8 protein-coding genes and 1 pseudogene are annotated in these 16,995 nt (G+C 62.3%); 5 read left to right on the top strand and 4 right to left on the bottom strand.

What is annotated here, in order from left to right:
• Window positions 1-31 precede the first annotated feature (31 nt).
• On the bottom strand, window positions 32-1,666 hold the full coding sequence (gene pvdP / locus AC07V4_RS18565) for a pyoverdine maturation tyrosinase PvdP (RefSeq protein WP_492636414.1): 1,635 nt from the start codon (window positions 1,664-1,666) through the stop codon (window positions 32-34).
• Window positions 1,667-1,808: 142 nt separating this feature from the next.
• Between pvdP and pvdM the strand changes: the two genes are divergently transcribed.
• From pvdM to pvdO, 3 genes are read left to right on the top strand one after another with little or no spacing between them, the layout of a single operon-like run.
• Window positions 1,809-3,158 carry a pyoverdine-tailoring dipeptidase-like protein PvdM gene (gene pvdM, locus AC07V4_RS18560; protein ID WP_492636413.1) on the top strand — a complete coding sequence of 450 codons (1,350 nt, stop codon included), beginning with the start codon at window positions 1,809-1,811 and terminating at the stop codon, window positions 3,156-3,158.
• A gap of 19 nt (window positions 3,159-3,177) precedes the next feature.
• Window positions 3,178-4,446, top strand: coding sequence for a pyoverdine-tailoring periplasmic protein PvdN (gene pvdN, locus AC07V4_RS18555; RefSeq protein WP_492636412.1), 1,269 nt, complete (start codon window positions 3,178-3,180; stop codon window positions 4,444-4,446).
• A gap of 30 nt (window positions 4,447-4,476) precedes the next feature.
• The gene (gene pvdO, locus AC07V4_RS18550; protein ID WP_431752049.1) at window positions 4,477-5,349 is read left to right on the top strand and encodes a dihydropyoverdine dehydrogenase; all 873 of its coding nucleotides are present in this window, start codon (window positions 4,477-4,479) and stop codon (window positions 5,347-5,349) included.
• A 64-nt stretch (window positions 5,350-5,413) separates the two neighbouring features.
• On the opposite strand, the gene AC07V4_RS18545 is transcribed toward pvdO, so the two are convergent.
• Window positions 5,414-6,241 carry a N(5)-hydroxyornithine transformylase PvdF gene (locus AC07V4_RS18545; protein WP_492636411.1) on the bottom strand — a complete coding sequence of 276 codons (828 nt, stop codon included), beginning with the start codon at window positions 6,239-6,241 and terminating at the stop codon, window positions 5,414-5,416.
• Window positions 6,242-6,440: 199 nt separating this feature from the next.
• On the opposite strand from AC07V4_RS18545, the gene AC07V4_RS18540 reads away from it, so the two are divergent.
• Together AC07V4_RS18540 and AC07V4_RS18535 are read left to right on the top strand one after the other, a co-directional pair.
• On the top strand, window positions 6,441-8,093 hold the full coding sequence (locus tag AC07V4_RS18540) for a cyclic peptide export ABC transporter (RefSeq protein WP_492636410.1): 1,653 nt from the start codon (window positions 6,441-6,443) through the stop codon (window positions 8,091-8,093).
• Between the two features lie 109 nt (window positions 8,094-8,202).
• On the top strand, window positions 8,203-10,644 hold the full coding sequence (locus AC07V4_RS18535; RefSeq protein ID WP_492636409.1) for a TonB-dependent siderophore receptor: 2,442 nt from the start codon (window positions 8,203-8,205) through the stop codon (window positions 10,642-10,644).
• A 223-nt stretch (window positions 10,645-10,867) separates the two neighbouring features.
• On the opposite strand, the gene AC07V4_RS18530 is transcribed toward AC07V4_RS18535, so the two are convergent.
• Together AC07V4_RS18530 and AC07V4_RS18525 are read right to left on the bottom strand one after the other, a co-directional pair.
• Window positions 10,868-16,180, bottom strand: coding sequence for an amino acid adenylation domain-containing protein (locus AC07V4_RS18530; RefSeq protein WP_492636714.1), 5,313 nt, complete (start codon window positions 16,178-16,180; stop codon window positions 10,868-10,870).
• 135 nt (window positions 16,181-16,315) lie between these two features.
• Window positions 16,316-16,995: pseudogene (locus tag AC07V4_RS18525) on the bottom strand (AMP-binding enzyme); the annotation flags it as partial.

The raw sequence follows: 16,995 nt of genomic DNA, 5'->3' as shown, positions 1-16,995 counted from the left end.
GAGTTGATCCTTGCGCGCCGACTTCACGCTGTCAAGCCTTCCCCTCACGCTTGACCTTCAAATGCCGCGCATACCAAGGCCGCTGCGGTACGCGCTTGAACAAACCCTTGAGCAGCTCCTCATCCGCGCCGAAGGTGATCCGCAGAGCCAGCTTCATGGTTTCCGGGTCCATTTCCATTGAGCGGCCCATTTGCAAACCCGGCGTGGTGCTGCACCCATGGGTATCGGGGCCGAGCCATGGGTCGTCGACCTCGACCCACCGGCCAGGCGCGAACCAGGCCACGCCGTTGACTTCCAGGCGGCTGACCTCGCCCGGGCTGAAGCGCTCATGGGCGCGGAACCAGTCTTCGATACGATCGTCGATCCAGCCGTGGAAATGCCAGAACACCGGGTTGACGTGAGAGGAAAACGGATCGCCGAGGAAGTCGTTTTCCGGCACGTACCAGCGTGCGGCAAAGTCCGAGGGGTCGCGGGCAAACGGCACCGGAGCGCCGTTGGACGGATCGCGAGGCACCGAGGCCCAGCGCATGTGTAGCCAATCATGCAGGCCCAGTTCCATTTCCGAACCCAACTGGCCCAGGGTCAGCTTGGCCAGGTAGCGCGGGTCGCGGTATTGGGATTCCCACACCTGGAAGTTGCTGTGATAAGTCTCGGCCGCCTTGATGTCGCCGACCCACTGGGTGTAGTCGGCGTCGTCCGGGGCCGACCAGGCCGGTGGCAGCGCGAAGCCGTCGTGGTTATCGAAGTAACGGACGAAACCCAGGCGATCACGTTCCAGCGCGGGTTGCGGCTCGGGGAATTGCGGCCATGAGGGCAGGTCTTGCATGGACCGTGCAGTGCCGAGCATATGGCGGTGCATGAAGAAAAAATCGATGCCGGAGCCGTTGCGGTCCTTGCGTTTGCCTCGGGCGTCGCGCTCCTGGCCTCGCGGGCCCGGCTGCCAGCCGATGCCACGCAGGGCGTCACGCTTTTCTTCGGAGAGCTTGTGCCATTGGTCGCGGGTGGCATGCCACAGCTGGTGAAACAGACGGTGTTCGGGCGAGATCAGCCAGGCCAATAGTGTCGGGTTGAGGCCGATACGTTGGCGGGCTTCGGGGAACACCTGTTTGTGGGCGACAAAACGATTGTCGCGCTCGGTCAGTGCCAACGGGCGATTGAGGTCGAGGATCTGCCCCGTCAGCGTGCCGCTGCCGGCGTTGCCGAAGTCGGCCCAGACTTCATCGAGGGTCATCTTGAACTCATAGGCGGGTATGCCAGCGGGTGCGTCGCGGTCGATCAAGCGCCAGTAGAGCATGGCGCCCTCGCCCGTCAGCAGATCGCCCAATACGCGATAGCGCGGCTCGCCCTCGGCACGCAGGTTGTCGGCGGTGTCGAGGTAACCGCGCAAGCCACGGCCACGCGGGGCGATGTCCAGCAGCAGTTCCAGGCCTTGCAGCGGCAGGCCCTTGAGGCCGGCATCACGCCCTTCCAGACGCAGGTTCCATACCCCGCGCAGGGTATTCGCCAAGTGCTGGCCCTGGGTGTCGGCCAAGTCGACCGTGGCTTCGCCGGGGGTGATGGGGAATTCTTCTTCCCGCGTCAACTCACGATGGGCATAAAAGGCCGCCGGCACAGCCGCGCCAGTCAGCGCCAGGCCTGCGATGAACCCACGTCGAGAGATCGTCATTGTCTACCTTAGGAAACGGCTTAATCAGAGCTAGAACGTTTGCAGCCTGAGTAAATTTACCGCCGCATTGCCACCGCCTAAATTTCCCCCGCCATCGCTCGTTCCACCCTGATAGCAAAGGCCTCAACTGACTGAGATGGCAATGACAAAACCACGTTCGAACAAGGCGCTGTACATCGGCCTGCCGCTGGCACTGGCCATCGGCGCCGGAGCCGGTTTCCTGGTCTGGGATCACTGGTTCAAGGGCAATGCCGGCTACCCGTTGGAGGTGATCAAGCAGGCGAATGAAATGCAGGACCGCCTGCTGTCATTCGACAGCCACATCACCGTGCCCCTGGATTTTGGCACCGCTGGCAACGAGGCCGACAAGGATGGCAGCGGCCAGTTCGACTTGGCCAAGGCAGCACGCGGCCGCTTGTCCGGGGCAGCACTGACCATATTCGGCTGGCCGGAGATCTGGAACGGCCCCAACGCCCCGCACAAACCCACCGAGGGCTTCGTCGAAGAAGCCCGCCACGAGCAGGAGGTGCGCTACAAAATCATCTCTGGCATGGTGCGCGACTTCCCCAACCAAGTCGGCATCGCCTACACACCGGATGATTTCCGCCGCCTGCACGGCGAGGGCAAGTTCGCGATCTTTATCAGCATGCTCAACGCCTACCCGCTGGGCAATGACCTGAACCAGCTGGACCTGTGGACCGCTCGCGGCATGCGCATGTTCGGCTTCAGTTACGTGGGCAACAACGCCTGGTCCGATTCGTCGCGCCCACTGCCGTTTTTCAACGACTCGGTTGACGCACTCGAGGGCCTGTCAGACATCGGCCAGCAAGCCGTACACCGCCTGAATGACCTGGGCGTGATCATTGATGTGTCGCAGATGTCGACCAAGGCCCTGGAGCAAGTGGCGCAATTGAGCCGCACACCCCTGGTGGCCTCCCATTCAGCACCCCGTGCGTTCGTGGACATCCCGCGCAACCTCAGCGACAAAGAGCTGCAGCTGATCAAGAACAGCGGTGGCGTGGTGCAGGTCGTGGGCTTTTCCGCCTACCTGCGCCCGCTCAGCCAACCGACCCAGGACAAACTCAACGCCCTGCGCGCCCGCTTCGACCTGCCGCCACTGCCTAATCTGGCCATGGCCTTGATGCCCGGCGACGCGATCATCGCCGCGTGGCCCGAGCAGCGATTCGGCCAATACGCCAGTGCGCTGTACGCCATCCTCGACGAAGAACCCAAGGCCACCCTCAAGGATTTGGGCGACGCCATCGACTACACCGTACGCAAGATCGGTATCGATCACGTCGGCATCGCCTCGGACTTCAACGACGGCGGCGGCCTCCAGGGCTGGGAGAACGTCGGCGACGTGCGCAACATCACCGCCGAGCTGATCCAGCGCGGCTATTCCGAAGCCGATATCGCCAAGCTGTGGGGAGGCAACTTCCTGCGGGTGTGGGACCAGGTACAAAAAGCCGCCAAGCCGTTGGCCAACCGTTAATCAGCCATGAAGTAAGTCCATGACCAACCGCCGTACTTTTCTCAAGCAGGCCGGCGTATTCGCCGCCAGCCTGCCACTGCTGCCACAGGCACTGGCAGCCGAAACGACGCTTCTGGCGAACACCCCATGGACGGGACTCAAGCAGCTGTTCAACCAAGATCCGGACTACCTGCACTTCTCCAACTTCCTGGTGGCGTCGCACCCCAAGCCGGTGCGCGACGCCATCGAGCGCTACCGCCTGCAGATCGACCGTAACCCCGGGCTGGCGATGGATTGGGGCCTGCAGGAAACCTGGAAACGCGAGGGCCAGGTGCGCGAATGGGCCGGGCGCTACCTGAATGCCACACCGGCGCAGATCGCCCTGACCGGCAGCACCTCCGAAGGCCTGGCCATGATTTATGGCGGGATCAAGGTACGCGCCGACCAGGAAATCCTCACCACCGTGCACGAGCACTACGCCACCCAGAACAGCCTGGATTTTCGCGTGCGGAAGCAAGGCACCCAGGTACGCCGCATCACGCTGTTCGACAGCCCAAGCCACGTGTCGGTGGACGAAGTGCTGGGCAATATCCAGCGCAATATCCGCCCCAACACCCGCGTACTCGGCATGACCTGGGTGCAATCGGGCAGTGGCGTAAAATTGCCGGTCGGCGAGATCGGCAAACTGGTGGAGGAATACAACCGCAGTCGTGACGACCAGGACCGCCTCCTCTACGTGATCGATGGCGTGCATGGCTTCGGCGTGGAAAACCTCGACTTCCCGGACATGCACTGCGACTTCTTCATCGCCGGCACCCACAAATGGATGTTTGGCCCACGCGGCACCGGCCTCGTCTGTGCCCGCGATACCGAGAACAAATACGTCACGCCGATGGTGCCGACCTTTTCCGAAGACACCAATTTCGCCACGACCATGACGCCGGGCGGCTATCACGCCTTCGAGCATCGCTGGGCGGCCGACGAAGCGTTCAAGCTGCACCTGCAACTCGGCAAGGCGCCGGTACAGGCGCGCATTCATGCCCTCAACACTGAGCTGAAAAACCAGTTGCTGACGTCCCCAAAGATCGAGCTAGTGACACCACGCAACCCCGAGCTGTCGGCGGGCTTTACCTTCTTCCGGGTCAAGGGCCAGGACAGCGACGCCGTGGTCGCGCACATGATGAAAAACCGCGTGGTGATCGACGCGGTGGACCGCGATGTCGGCCCGGTGATCCGCACCTCCCCCGGCCTGCTGAACAGCTCGGATGAAATCCAACGCTTCATGACCGTGCTGAGCCAGCGGTTGTGACCCTTTTCTTGTTTTGAACGAGGCGCCCACATGACTCCATTCCGACTCAAACCCTTGACCGCGCTGGCACTGACCACCCTGTGCAGCGCCCTGCTGCCAGGCCTGGCCCAGGCAGCCACACCGCAACCCGGCAAGGTGTTCAAGGACTGCAAGGACTGCCCGGAGATGGTCGTACTGCCCGCCGGCACCTTCACCATGGGCACTCCCGAAGACGAAGTCGGCCGCGAGCCGGACGAAGGCCCGATGCATGAAGTGACCTTCGCCAAGCCGTTCGCCATGAGCCGGTTCCATATCACGGCCGGCGAATGGGACAGCTACATCCGCCAGACCGGGGTCAAGATCGCCAATGGTGACGACCGCCCAGGCCGTGAATGCATCGCCAGCAAGCCGCGCTACCCCCAGGGGCCGCGCCAACCGGCAGTGTGCATGGACATGGACGACATCAAGCACTACGTGGCCTGGCTGTCGAAAAAGACCGGCCAGCAGTACCACATGGTCAGCGAAGCCCAGCGCGAATACGCCGCGCGCGCAGGCTCCACCGGGCCGTTCCCCTTCCCGTTCGACGAGGGCAAGGGCTACAGCATCGCCCAGCACGCCAACACCTATGGCCCGGCGGACGGCTACAGCTATTCATCGCCGGTGGGCAGCTACCCGCCAAATGCGTTCGGCATGTATGACATGCACGGCAACGTCTATGAACGGGTTGCCGATTGCGAACACCCCAACTACATCGGCGCACCGACCGACGGCAGCGCCTGGGTGGAACCGAACTGTGAGTCCTATCAGATTCGCGGCAATGACTGGGGCGAAGCACCAGTGTTCTCGCGCTCGGGCAACCGCAACAATATCTACCCACAGACGCGCGGGGATTGGATCGGGTTTCGCGTAGTGCGCGATCTCTAGGTCACACTACTACCCCCCTGTGGGAGGGGGCTTGCCCCCTCCCACACTTGGATCGTGGACGACTTCAGCCCTTTTGGGCCAACAACTCCAGTCCCTCATGCAGTGCCGGAAACAGGCTGTTATTGAAGTTGTTCCAGCGCAGTTCGAGGATGGTGTCCTGCGGCGATATCTCAGTCTTGAGCACGTCGTGGAACACTTCGCCGGAATCAATACCGTTGTCCACGTAATGGAACGACGCACCGGTCAGGTACAGCGGTTCGCACGGCGCGGTTTCTTTGGTCGTCCAGTCCACTACCGCCTGCCCTCGGGCGCCATACAACGCATTCCAGGTGGCATAGGCGCCACGGCGCTCGTAGGGTGACTCGAGGCGGGTAATGCCGGGGTGGATATTCATGATGCGCCGGGCAAACGGCGCGCCGGGGCGTACCAACTCATCGAGGATCACCAGTAAGCCGTCCAGCACCACGATATCGGCCTTCAACTCCACCAGCGTGTCATGCAGCCGGCGTTCGAAATCCTGCTTGCCGGCGATGTGTTCCGCCGTACCCCGCGGCAATCGGCGATAGGTGGACGGCACGCTCAGCAGCAGGTCGTTGACCAGGTTGCCCTGCACCCGCAAGTCCGCCGGGTACAACCACTGCCGGCCTGGCTGGTAGGCAAAGCCATAGTCACTGACCAGTTGCTGGTCACGTGGGTTCTGCTCGTCATCGTCATACACCACACCCACCAGGTTGTAGGCCTGGCCCAGCGGCGTGTCATTCAGCGATCCCACCAGGAACTCCAGCACCGACTTCATGTAGCGCTCGTGGTCCTTGTAGGCCACCGGCTGCCCGGCCTTGTCGGCCGCGGCATTTCTCAGGGACCACACATACACCAGGTTCTTTTTCGTCATTGTTTCGCTCTCGCTGAGTGGACTGCGCAGCGCGTCGATACACGTGCGCCTACAGCACAAGAACGAACCAGCCCTGCGGCAATTTATCCCGCACGGCTGCCGCCCGGCATGCCGAGCTAAATCCTCGCGCCGACGCTTCGTTTGTCATGGGTAAGGGTCTGTGTGCCCAGCCCCTCTTTTCACTCTCCGGGATGTATTTATGACCGACCCCAAACGCGGCGCCTTCCATGGCCTGCTCGCCCTGCTCAGGCCCTTTCGTGCGATCGTGACGGTGTCCGTCGCCCTCGGCATGGCGGGCGGCCTGGCCATCACCCTGTTGCTGGCCACCATCAACAATGCCCTGCACTCGGCCAACGGCATGACCCAGGGCGTTGTCCTGACCTTTGCGGCCTTGTGTGTGGTGGCGTTGGTCAGTTCGATCATTTCGGACATTGGCACCAACTACGTCGGGCAACGCATCATTGCCGCCCTGCGCAAGGACCTCGGCGAGAAGGTGCTGTCGGCACCCATCGGGCAAATCGAGCGCTACCGCTCCCATCGGCTGATCCCGGTGCTGACCCATGACGTCGACACCATCAGCGACTTCTCCTTTGCGTTCACGCCGCTGGCCATCGCCGCCACCGTCACACTCGGCTGCCTGGGCTACCTGGCGTACCTGTCAGTGCCGATGTTCCTGATGATGGTGGTGGCGATCATCATCGGCAGTGCCGTGCAGTTCATTGCCGGCGGCAAGGGTATCCAGGGTTTCGACCTGGCGCGCAGTCATGAGGATGAACTGCAGCGTTACTACAACGCGATTGCCTCCGGTGCCAAGGAACTGCGCATGCACCGGCCACGGCGTTTTCGCATGAACACCCATCGCATCCAGGAAACCGCCGACCGTATCAGCGACATCCAGGTGCGTTCGGTCAACATCTACATCCTGGCCAAGACCTTCGGTTCGATGCTGTTCTTCGTGGTCATCGGCCTGGCCCTGGCGATGCAAGCGTACAACCCCAACCCGGACCCGACGGTGATTACCGGGTTCGTGCTGGTGCTGTTGTACATGAAGGGCCCGCTGGAACATTTGCTGGGTTACCTGCCGGTGGTGGGCAAGGCGAAGATTGCCTTTGGCCGTATCAGCGAGTTGTCCGAGCGTTTCTCCTCGCCTGAGCCGCACTTGCTGATGGATGACAGCGAAGCGCCCAAGCCGGTGGTCAACAGCCTGGAACTGCGCAATGTGAGCTACAGCCCGCCGGCGGTCGAGGGCAGCGCGCCCTTCCACCTGGGGCCGATCAACCTGAGCATCAAGCAAGGCGATATCGTGTTTATCGTCGGCGAGAACGGCAGTGGCAAGACCACGCTGATCAAACTGCTGCTGGGTCTGTATCAGCCCCACGCGGGTGAGATCCGCCTCAACGACGAGGCCATCACCGACCCCGAGCGCGACGATTACCGCCAACTGTTCACGACGATCTTCTCCGACTATTACCTGTTCGATGACTTGGTGCAGGGCAGCGCCACGCAATCGTTGGACAGCGCCAGCAAGTACCTGGAGCGCCTGGAAATCGCGCACAAGGTCAGTGTGAAGGACGGCGTGTTCAGCACCACCGACCTGTCCACCGGCCAGCGCAAGCGCCTGGCGCTGGTCAACGCCTGGCTGGAGGAACGCCCGGTGTTGGTATTCGACGAATGGGCCGCCGACCAGGACCCGGCCTTCCGCCGCATCTTCTACACCGAGCTGCTGCCGGACCTCAAGCGCCTGGGCAAAACCATCATCGTGATCAGCCACGACGATCGTTATTTCGACATCGCCGACCAGCTTGTGCGCCTGCGTGCGGGCCAGGTGGTGCATGCGCTGGAACCGGCGTGAAGTTTATTTTCCGGTTTCCCGAGGTAGGAACGTCTCACTAGTGGTAATGAGAACCAGCCTCAATTAACACCTATAACTGCCCACTTAAAACCTAGAAGAGAAAGCATCCATGCCAGCACGACTCGGTCTCAGCCCACTGAGCAAAGCGCTATCCATGCGCCGGGCCCTGAACATCAACCTTCTTCCCAGCGCTTTGGCCCTGGCGGTATCGTTGCCGATTGCAGGCTATGTGCAGGCTCAGGAGATCGAGTTGAATATTCCTGCACAGTCGCTGGGGAGCGCACTGCAGGAATTCGGACGCCAAACCAACGTGCAGGTGCTGTACAGCCCCAGCGACGTACAGGGCAAGAACAGCCGTGCGGTCAAGGGCAAGATGGAACCGCAGCAAGCCATCGAGCAACTGCTGACTGGCACCTCGACCACCCACAGCCTCAACGGCAATTCGCTGACCGTGGCCGCTGCCGGCAATACTACCGCCGTGGAGTTGAGCCCCACCCAAGTCAGCGCCAACGTGCTGGGCAACATCACCGAGGGCTCCGGCTCCTACACGCCAGGCACCATCGCCACCGCGACGCGCCTGACCCTCACCCCGCGCCAGACCCCACAGTCGATCACCGTGATCACCCGCCAGCACATCGAGGACTTTGGCCTCAACAACGTCGATGACGTGATGCGCCACACCCCGGGCATCACCGTATCGGCGTATGACACCGACCGAACCAACTACTATTCCCGCGGTTTCTCGGTCAACAGTTTCCAGTACGACGGCATTCCCTCCACCGTACGCAACGTCGGCTACTCGGCGGGCAACACCCTGAGCGACATGGCGATCTATGACCGTATCGAAATCCTCAAGGGTGCCACCGGCCTGCTCAATGGCGCCGGCTCCCTGGGGGCGACCATCAACCTGATCCGCAAGAAACCCACCTCGGACTTCAAGGGCCATGTGACCCTCGGCGCGGGCTCGTGGGACAACTATCGCAGTGAAGTCGACGTCAGCGGCCCCTTGACCGAAAGCGGCAATGTGCGTGGCCGTGCGGTAGCGGCGTACCAGGACAAGCAGTCCTTCATGGACCACTACTCGCGCAAGACCGAAACCTACTACGGCATCACCGAATTCGACCTGTCCCCTGACACCATGCTGACCGTCGGCTTCGACTACCAGGACAGTGTCCCGAAAGGCTCCAGCTGGTCCGGCGCATTCCCGCTGGTCAACTCCAACGGCAGCATCAACAAGATGCCGCGCTCCTACAACAACGGCACTACCTGGAGTTCGTGGGAGCAAAACACCCGTACCGCCTTCGCCATGCTGGAGCATGACCTGGGTGACGGCTGGGTGACCAAGCTGCAACTGGACCACAAGATCAACAGCTACCATGCCGATCTCGCTTCGATTCAGTTCGTCCAGCCGGCAGCCGATGGCACGGCGGAGATCAACGGGCAGAAGTACACGGGCGAAACCAAAAGTACCTCCGCCGACCTTTATGCCACCGGGCCATTCAGCCTCTTCGGCCGTGAACATGAATTGGTGGTGGGCGGCTCGATCGGCACCTCGCGCTGGCAAGGCAAAGGTTACTGGTCGCCAGAATGGCCGCAGGGCAACAAAGTCGATTTCTACAACTGGAATGGCAAGCTCGGCAAGCCTATCTACGGCCCGGCTCAACAGTACATCGACGACACCATCCGCCAGAACGGCTACTACGTGACCACACGTTTGAACGTGATCGATGACCTGAACGTGATCCTCGGTGGGCGCGTGGCCAACTATCACGTCACCGGTAACAACCCGTCCTACAAGGAAACCGGCCGTTTCATCCCGTACGCCGGGGTGATCTACGACCTCAACGACAACTTCTCGGCCTACGCCAGCTACACCGATATTTTCCAACCCCAGGAAAGCACCTACAAAGACCGCGACAGCAAGTTGCTGGACCCGGACGAAGGGCAAAACTACGAGCTGGGCCTCAAGGGCGAGTTCTTCGACGGCCGCCTGAACACCAGCATTGCCTACTTCGAAGTGCATGAAACCAACCGACCGATCTCGGACGATGCCTACAACAACCAGACGCCGACGCCGAGCAACTATGCGTTCAAGGGCTCCAAGGCGGTCACCAAGGGCTATGAAGCGGAGATCTCCGGTGAGTTGAGCCCAGGCTGGCAAGTCCAGGGTGGCTACACCCACAAGATCGTGCGCGACGAAGACGGCAAGAAGATCTCCACCTTCGAACCCGAGCACCAGGTCAACCTGAACACCACCTACAAGCTCAAGGGCGACCTCGACAAGTTCACCATCGGTGGCGGCCTGCGCTGGCAGACCAAGGGCTGGCAGGAAATCTGGAACCAGCCACTCAACCAGAACCAGGACATCACCCAGGAGTCCTACTGGCTGGTGGACCTGATGACCCGCTACCAGGTCACCAAGAACTTGTCGGCGACCGTCAACTTCAACAACATCTTCGACAAGTCCTACTACACCAACGTGGGCTTCTATAACTCGGCCGCCTACGGTGAGCCGCGTAACGTGATGGTCAGCACGCGCTGGGACTTCTGATAGGAGGTCTTGATCACCAAGGGTGATCGAATGAACGCCCGATGAGAGCCCTGCTTTCATCGGGCGTTTTTTTATAACCCTGCGACCGAATTCTTGTAGTGAGCGGGCTTGCCCCGCGCTGGGTGGCGCAGCCACCCCAACAAAGACGCCGCGGTGTTTCAGAAGGACCTAGGTGCCTGGGTTTGGGGCGGCTGCGCCACCCAGCGCGGGGCAAGCCCGCTCACTACATGGCAGCCACCAAGCTGCTGATGAACGCGGCACTGTCGATGATACCGTCGTGATCCGTATCGATCACCACCGAGCGCTCTATACGCCCCTGGCCAATCACCGTCGCCATGTTCTGCTCGATCAGGTCCTTGAGGCGCCCTGCCCGGCTCATCGACGCCCACCAGCAACTGACGGGAGCCTTGATCGGTTTGAAGTCAGACGCGGTCATGCGTTCACTCAGTGCGCGGTCAACCTCCCAGGAAATCTGCGCTTCATTGCCACGTAGCAGTTCATCCTTGATACCGGTAAAGGCTTCACCCAGGGTCTGTTCGGCCCAGGCGACGAACACCGGCCATTGCTCAGCCTCGGCGTGGTGTTGGCACTGCTGCCAAGTGTCTTGGATCTGTTCGGCAAATGCGGGGAACATCACCCCCAGCAAGGCCGCACGTCGCTCGTTAGCCGAGACTTCGCGATCATCCTGGGTGTCCACGGCTTCCCAATAGGGCTTGAGCCACTGCGGTGGCGCCGAATCGATCCAGCCGACAAACTCCACCTCACGCCCAGCTCGCTCCAGGCCATAAGCGACTTCCATCGCCAGGTTGCCGCCCAACGACCAGCCCGCCAGGCGGAAGGCGCCGTGGGGTTGTGCCGCCAACAGTTGCGCCGTGTAGTCCTCGACCATCGCCTGCCACTGCGGCACGGCCGCACCGGCTTCGGCCAATGCCCGGCAGATCACCCCGAACACCGGGCGCTGCTCCCTGAGCGCCAGGGCAATCGCGGTGTAGCAATGCACCGAGCCGAAGCTCGGGTGGAACATGAACAGCGGCGTGCCTTGTGTCTGGCTATTGAGCTTGACGATCAACGAACTGCGCGTGTCGCCCTGCAAGCAATTGACCTGGCCACGAACGGTCGGGTTGAGCATCAATTGACTGATGGACAAACCGACGCCGCTGATCTTCCTGATCCGTTCCTTGAGCATCAGCACCAGCAACGAATGACCGCCCAACTCGAAGAAGTTGTCGTGCAGCCCCACCCGCTCCACACCCAGCACATCGCTCCAGATCGACGCGACCTGCTGTTCCAACTCGGTCTGGGGCGCTTGGTACAGTTCGGCACCCTGGGCCTGAGGCTTGGGCAACGCCTTGCGATCCAGCTTGCCGTTGGGGCTCAGCGGCATCTCGTTCAACACCACCCACTGGGCCGGCACCATGTAGTCCGGCAACTGCGCGCCCAGGTGGGCGATGACCGCGGCCTTCCAGTCGTCCTGCGGTTTTTGAAGTACCACGTAACCCACCAGGTACGCACCGTCCACCGCCAGCACGGCGGCTTCACGGATGCCATCGTGCTCCAGCAGGCGCGCTTCGATTTCACCCAGCTCGATACGCAAGCCGCGCAGTTTCACCTGGTGGTCAATGCGCCCGGCGTACTCGATCACGCCGTCATCGCGATAGCGCGCCAGGTCACCGGTACGGTACAGGCGCCCGCCACTGCCGAACGGGTCGGTCACAAAGCGTTCGGCGGTCAATGCCGGACGGCGGTGATAACCCCGTGCCAGGCCAATACCGCCCAGGTACAACTCACCCAACACGCCCACCGGTGCCGGCTCCAGGTTGCCGTCCAGCACGTAGCAGCCGAGGTTGGCAATCGGTCGGCCAATCGGCACGGCGTCGCGCCCCTCCTCCACACAGGTCCAGTGGGTTACGTCGATAGCCGCCTCGGTGGGGCCATACAGGTTGTACAAAGCGGCCTCCGGCAGCTTGGCAAAGACTTGCTGCTGGGCGTCTACCGGCAAGGCTTCACCACTGCACACGATGCGTTGCAGGCTATGGCATGACGTAACAGCCGTGTCCTGCAGAAACGCTTGCAGCATCGACGGCACAAAGTGCAGCGTGGTGATGCCCTCGGCGTTGATCAGGTTGACCAGCCTGGCAGGATCACGATGATCTCCCGGCGCCGCTACCACCAGGCGCGCGCCGGTCATCAACGGCCAGAAGAACTCCCACACCGACACGTCAAAACTGAACGGGGTTTTCTGCAACACGCTGTCGCTGGCGTCCAATCCATAGGCTTGTTGCATCCAGCACAACCGGTTGGTCAGGGCGTTATGGCGGTTGCCGGCGCCCTTGGGTTGGCCGGTGGAACCTGAGGTGTAGATCACATAGGCGAGGTTTTCGCCGTCGACTGCAAGGCCTGGGTTCTGCTCATCGTAGTCCGCCAGCCACCCATCACCCTGTTCCAGCACGAGGTGTCGCAGGCCTTGGGGAATCGGCAGTTGTTCCAGCAGATGCGCCTGGGTCAACAACAGGGCGACGCCACTGTCTTCGAGCATGTAGGCCAGCCGGTCACGAGGGTATTCCGGGTCCAGCGGCACATAGGCGCCGCCAGCCTTGAGCACAGCCAAGAGGCCGACCACCATTTCAATCGAGCGCTCCACCGCCACCCCCACCAGCACGTCCGGCCCGACACCCGCAGCGATCAAGCGATGGGCCAGGCGGTTGGCCCGGGCGTTCAATGCGGTGTAACTCAGGCACTGCCCGCCGAATACCAAGGCCGGCGCATTCGGCGTACACACCACTTGCGCCTCGATCAACAGGTGTACGGCCTGGTGCAGTGGGTAGGTTTCGGTCGTGGCGTTCCACGTTTGCAGCACCTGTTCGCGCTCGGCACCGGCCAATGAAGGCAGCGCGGCAAGACGCTGGGAAGCATCGTTGGCGAGGGCTTGCAGCAACTGCTGGAAGTGCTCGGCCAGGCGTTGGATATGCTGTGCGGTGAAGCGCTGGCGGTCGTAATTGAACTCCAGGCCCAGGGTGTCGCCAATCGCCAGCAGCACGGTCAATGGATAGTGGGTCTGCTCCAGGCTGTGCACCGCACCAAAGTTCAACCCCGACGGCGCACTCTGCTCCAGGGCCTCGGACACCGGGTAGTTTTCAAACACCAGGATGCTGTCGAACAACGCCTCACCCCCCAACCCGGCCCAGCGCTGGATCTCGAACAGCGGCGTATGCTCCTGCTCGCGCAACCGCACGTTCTGGGCCTGGACCTGTTGCAGCCACTGGCTCACCGGCATTTGCGCATGCGGTGTCGCCACCACCGGCAGTGTGTTGATGAACAAGCCAACCTGCTGCTCAATGCCGCGCAATTCCGCCGGGCGTCCGGCCACCGTGGCACCGAACGCGACGGTGGCCTGCCCGGTGTGATGCTGCAGCAGCAACAGCCAGGCGCCTTGCACCAGCGTATTGAGGGTCACCTTGTTGCGTTGAGCGAAGGCTTTCAGGTGCTCGGTTTGCGCGGTGTCCAGGCTCAAGCGGTACTCGCCGTTGGCACCAGGCTCAGCGCCGGTTTCACCACGGGCCAGGCGGGTCGGCTCCTGCAGGTTCACCAGTTGTTCTTTCCAGAAGGTTTCGCTGACCGCCTTGTCCTGTGCCTGCAACCAGGCGATGTAGTCGCGGTAACGCCCGGTCGGTGTCGACAAGGGTTCACCCGCGTAGTGCTGCAACACTTCGCCGAACAGCTGCGAGCCGCTCCAGCCGTCCATCAGGATGTGGTGGTTGGTGTAGATCAGGTGATAACTGAAGGCACCGGTGCGCACCACCGTCAGGCTCAACAACGGCGCCTGCTCCAGTACAAAGCCTTGGGTCCGTGCCGACTCCGCCAGGCTGTCGAGCGCCTGGAGAGTGTCTGCACGCTGGCGCCAGTCAAGTTCGGTAAACGGCAGGCGGGCCTGTTTGTAGACCACCTGCAACGGCTGCTCCAGCTCGGTCTGCCAGAGGAAACCACTGCGCAGAATCTCGTGACGGTCCATCGCCGCCTGCCAGGCCTGGCAAAAACGCGACACATCCAGGCCCTGCACATCGATGCGCATCTGGTTGATGTAGTCGCCCGAGCCTGCACCATACAACGACTGAAACAGCATGCCCTGTTGCATGGGCGACAGCGGATAAAGGTCTTCGATCTCACCGATGTTCAGCGGCAACGCATCCAATTGATCCTGGGACAACCGCGCCAGGGGGAAGTCCGACGGCGTCACGCCCTGGTTGGCCGACTCGCAGCAGTGGTCGATCACGCACTTCAGCTCCGAGGCATAATCGTCGGCCAGTTGCTGCACCGTGTAGGGGTCAAACATGGCCTGGCTGAAACTCCAGTTCAGCTTCAACTCGCCACCGTAGACCTGGCCGTTGATCTCCAGCCAGTTACCCAAAGGCGCGTCGGGGCTTTGCTCGGCACCGCTGGCGTCGCCCGAGGGCGCGAACAGCCCCTCTTGCTCGCCGCTGTCGAAACTGGCGTCGAACTGGCCCAGGTAGTTGAAGGTAATGCGTGGGCGCGGCAGTGCGGCCAGCGCCTGTTGCGCCTCGGCATTGCCCAGGTAACGCAGCGCGCCAAACCCCAGGCCCTTGTTGGGCACCGCCCGCAGTTGCTCTTTGATCTGCTTGAGGGAACCGGCCACGGAGTCGGTCGGCACCAGCTTCAGCGGGTACAGGCTGGTGAACCAGCCGACGGTGCGGGTCAGGTCGATCTCGTCGAACAGGTCTTCACGACCGTGGCCTTCCAGGCGGATCAACATCGACTCATCACCGGTCCAGCGCACGATGACCCGGGCCAGGGCCGTCAACAGCAGGTCGTTGATCTGGGTGCGGTAGGCACTCGGCGCGTCTTGCAACAAGCGACGGGTATAGGTCGGGTCCAGGTGGGTGCTCACGCTCAATGCCAGCCGGTTGCTCAAGCTGGCGTGAGGGTCGGCCACCGGCAAGTCGGTCGGGCTGCCCTGCAATTGCGTCTGCCACCCGCTCAGCTCCTGTTCCAGTGCCGCGCTGCGCCCATAGGCTTGCAGGCGTTCGGCCCAGGCACGAAGGGTGCTGGTCTTGGCCGGCAAGGCCACGGGAGCACCTTGGGCCAGTTGCTGATAAGCGCTTTGCAGATCTTCCAGCAGGATGCGCCAGGACACGCCGTCCACCACCAAGTGGTGGATCACCAGCTGCAAGCGCTGGGAGCCGTCGGGAAATTGCGCCAGCACCGCACGCAACAAGGGCCCGACGCTCAAGTCGAGGCTGCGTTGGGCCTCTTCGCCCAGGGCGTCCAGTTCCTCGACGGTGTTCAGCGATGTTTGCCACACCACCTGTTCCGCCTGATGCTGCTCCGGCCCACGATACGCCGCACGCCAACCTGTCGCGTCCTCGACGAAGGTGGTACGCAAGGCATCGTGATGCACAATCAACGCCTGCAGCGCCGCGACCAACACCGACGCCTGCAACGGCTGGTGCGGTCGCAGTACCACGGACTGGTTCCAGTGGTGACGCTGGGGAATCTCATCGGCAAAAAAGGCCTGTTGCACCGGCAGCAGCAACAACGCGCCGGTCTGCGCAGACTGGTCCAGCAGCACTGCGCCCTCGCCTTCCCGGGCCACACTGGCCAGGCTTTGCACGGTCTGGTGCTGGAACAGATCCTTGGGAGTGAAGCGCACGCCGGCCTGCCGCGCACGGCTGACCACCTGGATCGAAATGATCGAGTCACCGCCCAGTTCGAAGAAGTTGTCGTGCAAACCCACTTGCGGCAAGCGCAACACATCGGCCCAGATGGCGGCGATTTTCTGTTCCAGTTCACTTTGCGGCGCCACGTACACCTGCTGCATCTGGCTCACATCAGGCTTGGGCAAGCCCTTGCGGTCGAGCTTGCCGTTCGGGGTCAGCGGCATGCGTTCGAGGAACAACAAGTGCGTGGGCACCATGTAGTCCGGCAGACGGGTTTTCAGGGCACGGCGCAGGGCTTCGCGGCCGTTGGCCTGGGCCACGGCGTCGTCCAGCAGCGCTGGGTCCAGGGGTACCACATAAGCCACCAGTTGCTTGCCGGTCGGGCCTTCCTGGGCCACCACCACGGTTTCGCCGACGCTGTCCTGCTCGCGCAGGCGCGCTTCGATTTCGCCCAGTTCGATGCGGAAGCCACGGATCTTCACCTGATGGTCGACACGGCCTAGGTAATCCACCACACCGTCCGGGCGGCCACGGGTCAGGTCGCCACTGCGATACACACGGCTGCCAGGCTTGCCGAACGGGTCCGGCACAAAACGCTCGGAGGTCAATGCCGGGCGCTCCAGATAACCTCGAGCCACGCCCTCGCCGCCCAGGTACAACTCGCCGGCCACGCCGATGG

The sequence above is a fragment of the Pseudomonas sp. GW821-FHT03A09 genome, from assembly GCF_059421065.1.
Note: the sequence above shows the minus strand (reverse complement) of the source record. Positions and strands in the feature narration are given on the sequence as shown.

Excerpts from the sequence above, each read along its gene's own strand:
- pvdP (WP_492636414.1), bottom strand. The coding sequence starts at position 1,666 with ATGACGATCTCTCGACGTGGGTTCATCGCAGGCCTGGCGCTGACTGGC.
- pvdM (WP_492636413.1), top strand. The coding sequence starts at position 1,809 with ATGACAAAACCACGTTCGAACAAGGCGCTGTACATCGGCCTGCCGCTG.
- pvdN (WP_492636412.1), top strand. The coding sequence starts at position 3,178 with ATGACCAACCGCCGTACTTTTCTCAAGCAGGCCGGCGTATTCGCCGCC.
- pvdO (WP_431752049.1), top strand. The coding sequence starts at position 4,477 with ATGACTCCATTCCGACTCAAACCCTTGACCGCGCTGGCACTGACCACC.
- AC07V4_RS18545 (WP_492636411.1), bottom strand. The coding sequence starts at position 6,241 with ATGACGAAAAAGAACCTGGTGTATGTGTGGTCCCTGAGAAATGCCGCG.
- AC07V4_RS18540 (WP_492636410.1), top strand. The coding sequence starts at position 6,441 with ATGACCGACCCCAAACGCGGCGCCTTCCATGGCCTGCTCGCCCTGCTC.
- AC07V4_RS18535 (WP_492636409.1), top strand. The coding sequence starts at position 8,203 with ATGCCAGCACGACTCGGTCTCAGCCCACTGAGCAAAGCGCTATCCATG.